This window comes from Petrimonas sulfuriphila (assembly GCA_038561985.1).
In the GTDB taxonomy this organism is placed as follows: Bacteria; Bacteroidota; Bacteroidia; order Bacteroidales; family Dysgonomonadaceae; genus Petrimonas; species Petrimonas sulfuriphila.
The window spans coordinates 865428-878964 of the sequence record CP073276.1; the positions used below are offsets into that span (position 1 = coordinate 865428).

10 protein-coding genes are annotated in these 13537 nt (G+C 45.0%); 4 read left to right on the plus strand and 6 right to left on the minus strand.

Translation table 11 applies throughout. The features are described 5' to 3' along the window. Positions 1-52 precede the first annotated feature (52 nt). Together KCV26_03470 and KCV26_03475 are read right to left on the minus strand one after the other, a co-directional pair. Entirely contained in the window at positions 53-1576 is a 1524-nt protein-coding gene (locus KCV26_03470) for a family 10 glycosylhydrolase (GenBank protein ID WZX37460.1), read from the minus strand. Between the two features lie 3 nt (positions 1577-1579). Next, entirely contained in the window at positions 1580-3661 is a 2082-nt protein-coding gene (locus KCV26_03475) for a cation:proton antiporter (protein WZX37461.1), read from the minus strand. A 97-nt stretch (positions 3662-3758) separates the two neighbouring features. Here KCV26_03475 and uvrA point away from each other — a divergent pair, with 97 nt between their 5' ends. Next, positions 3759-6554: an excinuclease ABC subunit UvrA gene (gene uvrA, locus KCV26_03480; GenBank protein ID WZX37462.1), complete on the plus strand. Its 2796-nt coding sequence runs from the start codon at positions 3759-3761 to the stop codon at positions 6552-6554. Between the two features lie 5 nt (positions 6555-6559). On the opposite strand, the gene KCV26_03485 is transcribed toward uvrA, so the two are convergent. From KCV26_03485 to dgt, 4 genes are all read right to left on the minus strand, one after another. Continuing rightward, the gene (locus KCV26_03485) at positions 6560-6940 is read right to left on the minus strand and encodes a DUF2752 domain-containing protein (GenBank protein WZX37463.1); all 381 of its coding nucleotides are present in this window, start codon (positions 6938-6940) and stop codon (positions 6560-6562) included. 6 nt (positions 6941-6946) lie between these two features. Then, on the minus strand, positions 6947-7519 hold the full coding sequence (locus KCV26_03490; GenBank protein WZX37464.1) for a DUF4339 domain-containing protein: 573 nt from the start codon (positions 7517-7519) through the stop codon (positions 6947-6949). 12 nt (positions 7520-7531) lie between these two features. Further along, positions 7532-7930, minus strand: coding sequence for a hypothetical protein (locus KCV26_03495; GenBank protein WZX37465.1), 399 nt, complete (start codon positions 7928-7930; stop codon positions 7532-7534). Between the two features lie 262 nt (positions 7931-8192). Beyond that, the gene (gene dgt, locus KCV26_03500; protein ID WZX37466.1) at positions 8193-9521 is read right to left on the minus strand and encodes a dNTP triphosphohydrolase; all 1329 of its coding nucleotides are present in this window, start codon (positions 9519-9521) and stop codon (positions 8193-8195) included. Between the two features lie 152 nt (positions 9522-9673). Between dgt and KCV26_03505 the strand changes: the two genes are divergently transcribed. The 3 genes from KCV26_03505 to KCV26_03515 are packed head-to-tail and all read left to right on the plus strand — an operon-like array spanning position 9674 to position 13537. Beyond that, complete coding sequence (locus tag KCV26_03505; protein ID WZX37467.1) at positions 9674-11602, plus strand: amidophosphoribosyltransferase; 1929 nt, start codon at positions 9674-9676, stop codon at positions 11600-11602. Then, on the plus strand, positions 11599-12564 hold the full coding sequence (locus tag KCV26_03510; GenBank protein WZX37468.1) for a PhoH family protein: 966 nt from the start codon (positions 11599-11601) through the stop codon (positions 12562-12564). Before KCV26_03505 ends, KCV26_03510 begins: the two co-directional genes overlap by 4 nt. Before the next feature lie 28 nt (positions 12565-12592). Then, positions 12593-13537, plus strand: coding sequence for a phosphoribosylaminoimidazolesuccinocarboxamide synthase (locus KCV26_03515; protein ID WZX37469.1), 945 nt, complete (start codon positions 12593-12595; stop codon positions 13535-13537).

A 13537-nucleotide genomic window follows, 5' to 3' on the forward strand; every position in this document is an offset into this window, starting at 1 on the left:
TCCGATTGAATCATTCTTTTGTTTTCAATAAATTAACATAACCAATTTCACATCAAAGCTTAACCTTGATCTTTGCCGCTTTTCCTTCGTTCTTAAACGCATCTAATGCCGTCACCGCATAAGTATATTTGTTTCCTCCTCCTTCGTAGGGCAACACGTAGAAATTGTCGGGAGTTACCGCTACAATATTTTCGGCCCGATCGAGGTCTACTTTTTCGTTGGCACTGAACCGATAAATAACAAACTGCCTGGCGGTTTCGGGATTTTGGGGCTGTCTTCGGTGCTCCCAGGCAAGAAAGTGCATATCTTCGGTAAAAATCTGCGTAAGTTTTTTCACTTTGACAGGACGTCCTTTGTGTAGGTGAGTATAGGCCGGAATAAGCGCTTTGGCACGATGAGCCCCTGCTTTGAGCGCATCGGCAATTCCTCCGGAATTTTCCAGAATAAGGTAACCGTACCAGAAGCAGCTACCGTGTACAAATGACATTTCACGCGATTGACGAATCTTTTCATCCAGTTCATTTTTATCCATGCTGCGCTGCAAATCTTGGCCGATATAGAGTGGTTGACCGAAGTTGTTGGCATTCCACCATTGAAGCAACGTGGTGTAGTCGGCACGTTCGTGTCCGATTTCCCAATAAAGTTGCGGGAGATTATAATCGATCCATCCTTTTTCCACCCACAGCTTGATATCGGCATAGAGGTCTCCGTAGTTTTCCAATCCATTGGTATCGCTTCCGGAGCCGTCGGGTGTGTTTCGCTTGTTGCGGTAAATACCGAACGGGCTAACACCGAAACGTACCCACGGTTTTGTTCCCGCAATGGTGTATTTGAGTTGTTGGATAAGTAGATTCACGTTGTTTCTCCTCCAATCGGCACGCTGTCCCGCAGAAAATCCCTGAGAACCGGCATACGCATTGAAACTGTTATCATCAGGAAAAGGAGTTCCGGCAATGGGATAGGGATAAAAATAGTCGTCCATATGAACAGCATCCACATCATACCGGGAAACGATATCGCGAACAACCTGGCAAATAAAGCTCCGGTTCTCCGGCAACCCGGGATCAAAAAAAAGTTGATTTCCGTATTGGACAAATCGTTCAGGATACTTCCAGTAGATATGGCTGGGAGCAAGCGGGTTATTGATATTTGTTTTTACCCGGTAAGGGTTTAGCCAAGCATGCAGCTCCATTCCCCGTTTATGACACTCTTCTATGAGGAAAGCCAGGGGGTCGAAACTGGGATCATCGGGAGATTTACCTTGTACACCCGTCAAGAAACGGCTCCAGGGTTCGAGATCCGACGGATAGAAAGTATCCGCTTCCGGACGAACCTGGAAAATAAGTGCGTTGATACCCGCTTCGTCAAACTTACGTACCATTTCGGACAAATAGTGTTTCATGGCTGCACTGTTCATCTGCTGATAACGGGATTGCCCGACGGTTTGCACCCAGACCCCTCGAAACTCGTGCTTGAGAGAAGTATCCACAGTGCGGATCAACGATTGTCTTGATGCTCCACAACTTAATACCAGGAGCGCTGTAAAAGCGATTAACGTGATTCGAAAATAGTTCATTACTTAAAAATTAGAGGGAACAAACAAAGAGTCGTCACTTTCCAGCAACCCTTCAACTACCCGTTGTTTAGGATAAATAACAATACGGCTGTGGTGGGGAAAACGCTCTTCGAGACGGGTAGGTAAATGATCAAGTATGGACATGTGTGAAAGGTATCCCTGGTGTGCCGATACGAAAATAATCATATCGTCTTCCCTGATATTGTCGCCACAGGAAAGCGGATCGTGCCAATCGACAAACTGTTTGAAGATGAAGGGGGCTCCACCGTTTTTCTTGCTTGATATCACGGCTTGTGTATCGGGATGTCCAAGGTGCAGAACGGGGACAGACAACTCCTGAGACAGCTTCACCACTTTTTGAAGCCATAAGTCGAATCCGAGTTCTCTTTCCACAAGCGGCGGAGAAATCACTACAATGCGCTTGTGAGTAATCAACTCCTGTTCGATGTGGCATATAAACATGTTCTTATCCACATTCTTGATGATCAAATCTACTTTATCTCCCAACAGTTTTTCCAGCACTCCTGTTTTTCCAGGCCAACCCAAAATCACTATATCCGTCATCAACTCACGGGCAGTACGAACAATTCCGCTTGCCGCATTATGGTCAATGGTAGTAACAATGTCCACATCAATTTCAGCAGCCACGGCGTTTTGTACGAATTCCTTCAACTGTTTGCGAAAACTCACAATATTTTTTTCGGCTTCCTCATTATTGGGCACCACGCCTAGCAACGAAACCGCATTCACCGATTTCTTGTCTTTCATCAGCAAAGCAAGCTCCACGTGGTGTCCAATATTTGACGGATTAGCAATGGGTACCAGAATTTTCTCCTGCGCAAAAGCGCCTAAGTCGGATTCGGCAAACGGAGCATTCTCCTGGCTGATAGCAAGTTCTTTGGCCGATTTCTGCGTAACAAGCGAAGCAACAATACAAGTCAGTAAGATCAGAATAATCGTTCCGTTCAAAATATATTCATCCAGGATACCCGCATTATATCCTACAATAATAACCGCGATGGTAGCTGCAGCATGAGAACTGCTTAATCCGAAGATAATGTTCCGCTGTGTTACCGAGTACTTAAAGATAACCTGCGTAAAAAAAGCGGCTACCCATTTTCCGAAAACAGCAGTAACGGTAAGTGCCAAAGCAATTAACACGGTTGTTAATCCATTGAATACTACCGATATATTCACCAACATCCCTACGGAGATCAAAAAGATAGGAATAAACAATGAGTTTCCAAAAAACTCTATCCGGTTCATTAAGGCCGATGAATGCGGGATCAACCTGTTCAGAGCCAGTCCCGCAGCAAAAGCACCAATAATCGGCTCAATCCCCCCGAGTTCCGCCAAAAAGCCGCAGAAGAACACCACAAACAGTACAAAAATGTAATGCAGGTATTTCTCCCCTTCGGCTTTCTGGAAAAACCATTTGGTAATTCGTGGAATGAGCAGGAAAACAATAGCGGAAAAAACGATCAGCGACACCAGCAATTTCAGCAGGAAGATCAGATTTAGCCCGCCATCACTGCTGGATAAGATAAGTGCAAGAATAATCAAAACGGCCGTATCAGTCAGGATGGTACCTCCGACCGTAATGGCAACCGCCTGATTTTTAGCGACCCCCATTCTGCTCACGATAGGATAGGTGACCAATGTGTGCGTAGCAAACATACTGGCCGTAAGGAAACTAGCGTTTATGTCGTACCCCAGCAGGTAGTGGCATACCGGGAATCCAATGGAAAGCGGAAGGATAAAGGTGAAGAAACCAAAGACAAGGCTTTTGTTTTTATTGGCGACAAACTCGTTCAAATCAAGTTCCAACCCTACGATAAACATAATGTAAAGCAATCCGATCGTCGAGAACATCGACACACCCGGGTGATTATTATCGATAAGATTCAGTCCGAACGGGCCAATGATCACTCCCGCAACAATAAGTCCGATAATACTCGGCACATTGAAGCGTTTCAGCAAAATCGGAGCCAGCAAAACAATAGCCAGCAACACCGCAAAGATAAGAACGGGATTGGTAAACGGCAGTGTAAATTCGTGCGTTATATCCGAAAAAAAATCGTTCATCGGTGGTGTTATTCTGATTCTTCCAAATTTCGTGATTTGCAAAAATACGGAAAATATTTCAATAAAGTCGTTATCTTTGCAGGTTGAATTCCAATTTATGAGCAGCGAGAAGCAAATAGAACTAAAAGGAGTACGCGTCAATAATCTCAAAAACATCGACGTAATTATTCCCCGGAATGCATTTACCGTTATCACGGGTCTCTCCGGTTCAGGGAAATCATCCCTGGCATTCGATACGCTTTATGCCGAGGGCCAGCGCCGCTATGTAGAAAGCCTCTCGGCTTACGCCCGCCAGTTTCTTGGCAGGATGAACAAACCCGAGTGTGATTTTATTAAAGGAATTCCACCGGCCATAGCCATTGAACAAAAAGTAAACACCCGAAATCCCCGCTCAACCGTAGGTACCTCTACCGAAATTTATGAATACCTGCGGCTACTCTTCGCCCGGATCGGTAAAACAATTTCGCCCGTTTCCGGTGATGAGGTAAAAAAGCACACCGTCAGCGATGTCATTGCCAAAATGCTTCAATACCGGGAAGGAACACGTATGGCGGTGCTTTCGCCCATACAACTGCGAAACGGAAGAACGTTACCGGAGCAACTGGACGTTTTAATGAAAGAGGGCTTTTCGCGTGTGGATGTGGGCGATACCTTTTATCGGATCGACGAACTCTTGGCACAAAAGACAATACCGGATATTCAGGATGTCCTGTTGGTTATTGACCGGTTGTCCTGTTCGGGCGACAAATCGGTCGTCAACCGGCTGTCGGATTCGGTAGAAACCGCTTTTATAGAAGGGAAGGGCGAGTGTATCGTCCGTTTCTGGACACAAGACGGTGCAGAAACTTTTACTTTTTCGAACCGTTTCGAAGCGGATGGGATCACGTTCGAAGAACCGTCGGACCTGATGTTCAACTTCAACAGCCCGGTAGGTGCCTGTCCCAAATGCGAGGGTTTCGGAAAAGTAATTGGAATTGACGAAAACCTGGTTATCCCCGACAAGAGCCTCTCGGTTCAGGAGGAGTGCGTACAATGCTGGAAAGGCGAAAAAATGAGTGAATGGCGCAAAGAATTCGTTTTCAACGCTTATAAAGTCGATTTTCCCATTCACAGGGCATATTACGGGTTGAACGATGAAGAGAAAGACATCTTATGGAACGGGCGTCATGATCTCGGCATTTACGGGATCAACGATTTTTTCCGGATGCTGGAAGAGAATCTTTATAAAATTCAGTACCGGGTGATGCTGGCGCGGTATCGCGGAAAAACCACCTGTCCGGTTTGCAAAGGTGCCCGGCTGAAAAAAGAGGCCGGATTCGTGAAGGTAGGCGGGAAAAATATAAGCGAACTGGTTCTCTTGCCCGTTACGGAGTTAAAGTTGTTTTTTGACACACTTATACTCAATGAAACCGATGCCGCCATTGCTGAACGGTTGCTTACGGAGATCAACAACCGTATCCTGTTCCTGATTGAGGTAGGACTTGGTTACCTGACACTGAACCGGTTATCAAACACCCTTTCGGGAGGAGAAAGCCAGCGAATAAACCTGGCCTCATCCCTGGGAAGTAGCCTGGTTGGATCACTCTATATTTTGGACGAACCGAGTATTGGGCTGCACTCCCGGGATACCCACCTGCTCATTAAAGTGTTACGCCAGCTGCAGCAACTGGGCAATACCGTGGTAGTGGTGGAACATGACGAAGAGATTATCCGGGCAGCAGACTATATTATTGATATCGGCCCCGAAGCGGGGCGACTAGGTGGAAGAATCATGTATCAGGGCAATGTATCGGAGTTGGTGAAAAACACCGGCAGCCATACGGTGAGGTACCTGACGGGGGAAGAAAAGATTGATGTTCCGAAACACCGCCGCAAATGGAACAACTTTATCGAAGTGAAGGGTGCACGACAAAACAACCTTAAAAACATAGATGTGAGATTTCCGTTGAATGTCATGACCGTGGTAACAGGTGTCAGCGGATCGGGAAAATCTTCGCTGGTAAACGATGTGCTAAGCAACGCTTTACACAATTACTACAAAGGAAGTGCATTGGAACAAACTGAATTTAACGCCATTTCCGGCGATTTAAAACTTGCCCAATCGGTGGAATTTGTCGACCAGAACCCCATCGGCAGATCCACGCGTTCCAATCCGGTCACCTACATAAAGGCATACGACGAAATCCGTAAGCTATTTGCCGCTCAACCGCTTGCCAAACAGATGGGATATACCCCGGCACATTTCTCGTTCAATGTAGAAGGCGGAAGGTGTGACGAGTGCAAGGGTGAGGGTACAATTACAGTGGAGATGCAGTTTATGGCCGATATCCGGCTGGAATGTGAATCGTGTCATGGCAAGCGCTTTTCTCGGGAAATTCTGGATGTTGAATACAAGGGATTAAACATCCACGAAGTGCTGGAAATGACCATCAATCAGGCAATCGAGTTTTTCGGGGCACAGAAAGGCGCAACGGAAAAGAAAATCACCAAAAGGATGCAACCGCTACAAGATGTAGGGTTGGGCTATCTCAAGCTCGGACAATCCTCTTCAACATTGTCGGGTGGAGAAAATCAGCGTGTAAAATTAGCGTTTTACCTGGGTGAAGAGAAATCGGAACCCACTATTTTTATTTTTGATGAGCCAACTACTGGACTACATTTTCACGATATCAAAACACTGCTGAAAGCATTTAATGCACTTATAGAAAGAGGGCATACGGTCATTATTATCGAGCACAACATGGAAGTAATTAAGTGCGCCGACCACATCATCGACATAGGCCCGGAAGGCGGAATATCCGGTGGCTATATTGTCTGTGAAGGCACGCCTGAAACAATTTCTGCATGTAAGGAATCGCATACGGGCAGGTTCTTACGGGAGAAGCTAACGTAGCAGATTTACAAATTCCTAACTACCCAATATACCATTATTCCCGATATCACAAATATAGCCGCCCATTTACCAAAAAGCAGTTTCTCCCATTTCGGGAAACGGTGTTTCCCATTAAAAAAAGCCAGGTAAAATCCAAACAATAAATACGGAGACAAGAACAGGATAAGTGCATTCTGTGAAAAAGCGCTTTTTAAGTCCAGGTGCAACATATCATGAATAGCGCGTTGAGAACCGCATCCGGGACATTCATATCCGGTAGCCAGAAGAAACGGACAACGGGGAAACACAGCCATTTCCTCGGGGTCGAAGAGATAAAACATAAAAGCAACTGCCACAAGCAAAAGGCTAATGGCAGCACCTATAACTATTTTACCCGTCTTGGTCAATCCAAATTAAATCTCGTATCCAGATCCGCTAAACACCTCACTTATGCCGGCCATCGACACGCCAAAAGCGATAATGAGAATTATGGCAACAATCCACAGAACTACCCAGGCAATACCTATCCACATGGCAATTTTTGTCCATTTTCCGGCCTGACCGGAAGCTTCCAGCGAGCCAGTATAGTCACCGCGGGCATAAAGAGATTCTACTTTTGAGGCATGCACAATCCCTATAATTCCGAGAAGACTGAATATACTGCTGCAGAGTAAAAACGGAAGTACAGTGGCTAAGATAGATTCGATTAGCCACGATTTAGGCATCGGCTGTTGTTGCAGAGAGCCTCCGTAACTCAACGGTTGGGCAGGCGGGGTCACGGGTTGCGCAGCCGGTTGAGGCGGATAATAACCTGCATTATCAACAAAAAGGGTATCCAATTCGGCAACGTTCGAAGCACGTACCCATTCGCTCATCCCTGGCGCCCACACCAGCGTATCTTTTTTGATGTTTTCGCTTTTCAACTCTTCGGGTGAAAATGTGCCTTTTTGTTTTCCTTCGCTGTCAATGTAAAAGTAACGGTTCATAATCGTAATGTTTTATTTGTAATCTTCAGGTGTAATGTGTATTATTTTTAGTATGTTTCCCGCGGAATCGGTATAAATATAATCAATTTTAACTTCGTTTTCCGTGAAAATTTTCAAGTCAGGATTCAACCTGAACGCCTCCCGGATATTGTTTTTCGTTTGCTCTTCCACAGCCCGGAGCATCGACTGAGGTTCAGCTGTATTCACCAGTTGATACCGATACTGAAAAACATTGCCTTCCGTTACATCTGCCCCCAGAAAAATGGTATGGTCATCGAGTTGAGCCGGTACGGACTTGTTGAGGTTATCAGCCATTTCCACCAGTTCCCGATACAATCTTCTGTCGCCTGAACATTGTAAAAGTAGCAGGGAAAACCCAATTATAAAAATGAGGTGAAATTTATTCCGCATAACGTAAAATCTTGATACAAAATTAAAAAAGTTTGCGTAGGGTAGAAAATATTTTGTAATTATTTTGTGGAAGTTTATGAATATCCCCCTAAAAAAGATTTTGGCAGGATATCTCGCGACATCCTGCCAAACATGTTAACCTTAAATCTAATACTATTATGAAAAAACCACGTTGCAAATATAAAAAATAAATTAAAAGCCTCCAAATTTTTTCAATAAAAAATTAAAAAATATTTTTCGCTTACAATTTGACACTAATTAATTATATTGCCGGCAACCCCATTCCCGTAATTTTCCGGTATAAGTCGAGTGCGTAGATGTCGGTCATTCCGGATACGTAATCAATGATTGACTGTACTTTAGAATAGAGATCATCCGAATCCGGCTCATATTGTTCAGGGACTCTTCCCAGCAACAGCTTTGAATACGTATGAGAAGGATTCTGTATGGCCTCCGACAATTTTTCGAGCAAAAATCCGATAATTCTGTATCCTGCCAACTCAATATCCAGTACATCTTTTGACAAATAAATATTATTTACGGCAAAATCGGAACAGTTCCTGTATGCTCTTTGTGTTTTTTCGGATATATTTTTTATTAACGAACCCTTAAATTCTCCCGACAAGATAGCTTCTTCGTGTTTTAAAAATGCTTCCGAACATTCATTCACCAACAATCCGATGACACTTGCGCGCAGATAAGCGATCTGTTCGTTAATATCACTAACAAAATTCAAATTATTGATTCTGCGTTGTCGTCTTTCGCCTTCAAAAAAATTGAGAAAAAGCTCTTTGGCTTTTTCGGTAGAAATCAAATGCAGTTTATGGGCATCTTCAATATCCATGATCTGGTAGCAAATATCATCTGCGGCTTCCACCAGATAGACCAACGGATGACGCGTATAACAAACCGGATCCTCTCCTAGGCAGGGAATACCGAGTTCATCGGCAATAATCCTGTAATCGTCTTCCTCCGAAGCAAAAAAACCAAACTTGTTTTTTCCGCCGCTCAGCTCCGATGAATAGGGATACTTAACAATGGATGCCAGGGTGGAATAAGTCAGAGCAAAACCACCTTTACGGCGTCCTTTAAACTGATGCATCAATAAACGAACGGCATTGGCGTTTCCTTCAAAACAGGTAAAATCGGTCCACCGTCCCCCTTCGGCTTCCACTTGCTGCTGTAACGCCTGTCCTTTACCTTCGGAGAAAAAAGTAGAAATGGCTTTTTCACCCGAGTGCCCAAACGGAGGGTTTCCCAGATCATGCGCCAGACAAGCAGCGGAAACGATAGCTCCCGTCTCTTCAAAGTGAGCCGGCGAAGAGGGATATTTCTGGCGAATTCCACGGCCGATATTCTCTCCCAGTGAACGCCCGACACTCGACACTTCAAGGCTGTGGGTTAACCGGTTGTGAACAAACACGCTTCCGGGAAGGGGGAAGACCTGCGTTTTGTTTTGCAAACGTCTGAAAGGTGATGAGAAAATCAACCGGTCATAATCGCGTTGATATTCCGTCCTGTCGTGCCTGTTTTCGGTGTGATATTCCTCCATCCCGAATCGCCTCGAAGACAATAATCGTTCCCAATTCATTCTAAAATCATACTTTTACTACAAAGATAAGATAAAGTTTTTTAGTAACATCGTTAGCTGCACGCCACTCAAAACAAAAATTAACCCCAAACATCATCATTTTCTCCCCAAATACCCTTAAATTTGTGCCTTAATTTCAGAAAGGTTTATCAATGACTGACATCATCAAGCACGAATGCGGTATTGCAATGATCCGCCTACTAAAACCCCTCGATTATTATTACAAAAAATACGGAACGTGGCAGTACGGTCTGGACAAGCTTTACTTGCTGATGGAAAAACAGCACAACCGTGGGCAGGAAGGTGCCGGCCTGGGTGCCGTAAAACTGGAGGCCGCTCCCGGTAATGAATTTATTTTCAGGGAAAGAGCACTGGGATCGGGTGCTATCTCAGAGATTTTTGGGAAAGTACACGATGCATTCAAGGATTTTACTCCACAGCAACTCCAGGATATCGAATTCGTAAAACGTTCGGTTCCGTTTGCTTCCGAATTATTTATCGGGCATCTTCGTTACAGCACCACCGGAAAAAGCGGCTTGACGTATGTTCACCCGCTGCTGCGCCGGAACAACTGGGCTTCGCGCAGTCTGGCGCTCGCCGGAAACTTCAACATGACGAACGTGGACGAAATGTTCGAACAGTTGATTTCGGAAGGACAACATCCGCGCGATTATGCCGATACATTTGTGATGCTGGAATCGCTCGGGCATTACCTCGACAGGGAGGTGCAATACCAATACGATAAAATAGAAAAATCGGACCTGAACGGCCAGCAGGTAAGCCACCGTATCGAAGAAAAACTGGACATTCCGTTTCTTCTGAAGCGTGCCAGCAAATTATGGGACGGCGGATATGCGCTTTGTGGCCTTATCGGCTGCGGCGACACGTTCACCCTCCGTGATCCGTGGGGAATTCGTTCGGCTTTTTACTATTTTGACGATGAAGTAGCGGTGGTAGCATCGGAACGCCCGGTCATCCAAACGGCGTTTAACCTCAAGAAAGATGATGTTCACGAATTACAACCCGGTGAAGCCTTTATCGTGAAACGAAACGGAACGATCACAACCCAACAGATTCTGGAACCAAAAGAAAAAATAACCCCCTGTTCGTTTGAACGGATCTATTTTTCACGTGGCTCGGATTATGATATTTACCGCGAAAGGAAGAAACTGGGCGAACTTCTTGTTCCCGAAATTGTTGAGACAATAAACAATGATTTTGAAAACACGGTTTTCTCGTTCATCCCCAACACCGCCGAAGTAGCATACTTCGGGATGCTCGAAGGATTGGAAAAACATTTCAACCACAACAAGGCGGTTGAGTTACTCGAGAAACGTGACCAATTGACTCCCGGCGAAGTCGAAATGATCCTGGCCAAAAGGGTACGCTCGGAAAAAGTCGCGATAAAAGACATAAAGTTGCGTACATTCATTGCACAAGGAAAATCCAGAAATGACCTGGCAGCCCATGTTTACGACGTCACGTATGGTTCACTGAAGCGCGGAAAGGACACGTTGGTTATTATTGATGATAGTATCGTGCGCGGAACGACACTGAAACAAAGTATTATCAAGATTCTGGACAGGCTGGACCCGAAGAAGATCGTTATTGTTTCTTCATCTCCGCAAATCCGTTATCCCGATTGCTACGGTATCGACATGTCGCGCATGAGCGAATTCATTGCTTTCAAAGCGGCAATCAAACTATTGGAAGAACGGGGTATGCAGTATATTATAGAAAGTGTATATGAAAAATGTGTTGTTCAGAGCCGGAAGAAAAAAGAAGAAATCGTGAATTATGTAAAAGAGATTTATGCCCCTTTTTCGGATGAAGAAATTTCGGATAAGATTGCCGAAATGCTTACCGACAAGGACATAAAGGCTGAAGTAAAAATTGTGTTTCAAACCATCGACGACTTGCACAAAGCGTGTCCCAACAACGCTGGCGACTGGTATTTTTCGGGCAATTATCCTACTCCGGGCGGAAACAGATTGGTCAATAATGCGTTTATCAATTATATAGAAGGACAGGAGAACAAAGTGTATCAATATTCGTTGAACTTTACAAACAGCGTTAAATGATCGAACGTATCCTCATTCTCGAAAATGTAGACCCGGTTGTATTTTTTGGGATAAACAACAGTAACGTCCAGTTACTGAAAACGTTGTTTCCAAAACTTCGTATTGTGGCCCGCGGCAATGTAATCAAAGTTATTGGCGATGAGGAGGAACTGGTTACCTTCGAAGAAAAGGTTCACGAGTTGGAGAAATTCAGCATCGAGATGAACGTGCTGAAAGAGGAAGACATCCTGGATATAGTGAAAGGGAAAGCACCAACGGTTGTGAACCTGGATAACCTGATCATTCACGGGCTCAACGGAAAACCGATCTTGGCGCGTACGGCAAACCAAAAAAAACTGGTGGAGGTGTTCGACGATAACGACCTGGTCTTCGCCATCGGCCCTGCCGGGTCAGGGAAAACATATACCGCTATTGCACTGGCTGTAAGAGCGTTAAAAACCAAACAAGTCAGAAAAATAATACTCAGCCGCCCGGCCGTTGAAGCCGGTGAAAAGCTGGGTTTCCTTCCGGGTGATATGAAAGAAAAGATCGATCCCTATCTTCAACCCCTTTATGACGCACTGGAAGATATGCTTCCTCCATTGAAACTCAAAGAATACATCGAAAACAAGATTATTCAGATTGCACCACTTGCCTTTATGCGTGGACGCACGCTGAATGATGCGGTCATTATTCTCGACGAAGCTCAGAATACGACCAAACCGCAGATAAAGATGTTCCTTACCCGGCTGGGGCTGAATGGAAAAATGATTGTTACGGGAGATATTACGCAAATCGATTTGCCCGCGTCTCAACAATCGGGACTAATTCATTCAATGAGTCTGCTGAAAGGTATCAAAGGAATATCCACCGTGGAGTTCAATAAAAAAGATATCGTCCGCCACAAACTCGTACAGCGGATTGTAGAGGCCTACGAGAAAGAAACGCCGGACAATTTACCTGATAAAGAAAAAAATAAATAATAAATCCGAAATCGAAAATCAACTGATTATGTTCAACGCCCTTACAAAAACCAATTACAATTTTCCCGGGCAGACTCACGTCTACCACGGAAAAGTACGCGATGTGTACAGCATCGGCGAAGATACACTGGTAATGATTGCCACTGACCGGATCTCAGCATTCGACGTTATATTGCCTGAAGGAATTCCATATAAGGGACAGGTTCTCAATCAGATTGCATCAAAATTTCTCGATGCCACCGCCGATATCGTCCCCAACTGGAAGCTGGCATCGCCCGATCCGATGGTTACCGTTGGGGTACGATGCGAACCGTTCAAGGTAGAAATGGTTATCCGCGGATACATCACCGGAAGCGCGTGGCGCGAATACAAAAGAGGGGTGCGTACGCTGTGCGGATTGACCCTGCCCGAAGGGATGCGAGAAAATCAAAAGTTCGAAACCCCGCTTATCACGCCTACAACCAAAGCTGATGAAGGTCATGACGAAAATATTTCGCGTGAAGAAATCATTGCCCAGGGGCTGGTCAGCCAGGAAGATTACGAACAACTGGAAAAATACACATACGCCCTTTTTCAGCGCGGGACCGAGATGGCTGCCGAGAAAGGACTGATTCTTGTAGATACCAAATACGAATTCGGTAAAAAGAACGGCAAAATCTACCTGATCGACGAGATCCACACGCCCGACTCCTCCCGCTACTTCTACAGCGAAGGCTACAAGGAACGGTTCGAAAAAGGGGAAGAACAAAAGCAACTCTCGAAGGAGTTCGTCAGAAAATGGCTGATGGATAATGGATTTCAAGGCCAGGAAGGACAAGAAGTTCCCGAAATGACTGCTGCATACTGCAACAGCGTATCGGACAGGTACATCGAATTGTTCGAAAAAATAACCGGTGAAGAATTCGTTAAAGCCGATGCCAGAGATCTGGAGGCACGAATTGAACGGAATGTCCTGGCTTTTTTCGAAAAATAA

Excerpts from the sequence above, each read along its gene's own strand:
- KCV26_03475 (WZX37461.1), bottom strand. The coding sequence starts at position 3,661 with ATGAACGATTTTTTTTCGGATATAACGCACGAATTTACACTGCCGTTT.
- KCV26_03470 (WZX37460.1), bottom strand. The coding sequence starts at position 1,576 with ATGAACTATTTTCGAATCACGTTAATCGCTTTTACAGCGCTCCTGGTA.
- KCV26_03515 (WZX37469.1), top strand. The coding sequence starts at position 12,593 with ATGTTCAACGCCCTTACAAAAACCAATTACAATTTTCCCGGGCAGACT.
- uvrA (WZX37462.1), top strand. The coding sequence starts at position 3,759 with ATGAGCAGCGAGAAGCAAATAGAACTAAAAGGAGTACGCGTCAATAAT.
- KCV26_03495 (WZX37465.1), bottom strand. The coding sequence starts at position 7,930 with ATGCGGAATAAATTTCACCTCATTTTTATAATTGGGTTTTCCCTGCTA.
- KCV26_03505 (WZX37467.1), top strand. The coding sequence starts at position 9,674 with ATGACTGACATCATCAAGCACGAATGCGGTATTGCAATGATCCGCCTA.
- dgt (WZX37466.1), bottom strand. The coding sequence starts at position 9,521 with ATGAATTGGGAACGATTATTGTCTTCGAGGCGATTCGGGATGGAGGAA.
- KCV26_03490 (WZX37464.1), bottom strand. The coding sequence starts at position 7,519 with ATGAACCGTTACTTTTACATTGACAGCGAAGGAAAACAAAAAGGCACA.
- KCV26_03510 (WZX37468.1), top strand. The coding sequence starts at position 11,599 with ATGATCGAACGTATCCTCATTCTCGAAAATGTAGACCCGGTTGTATTT.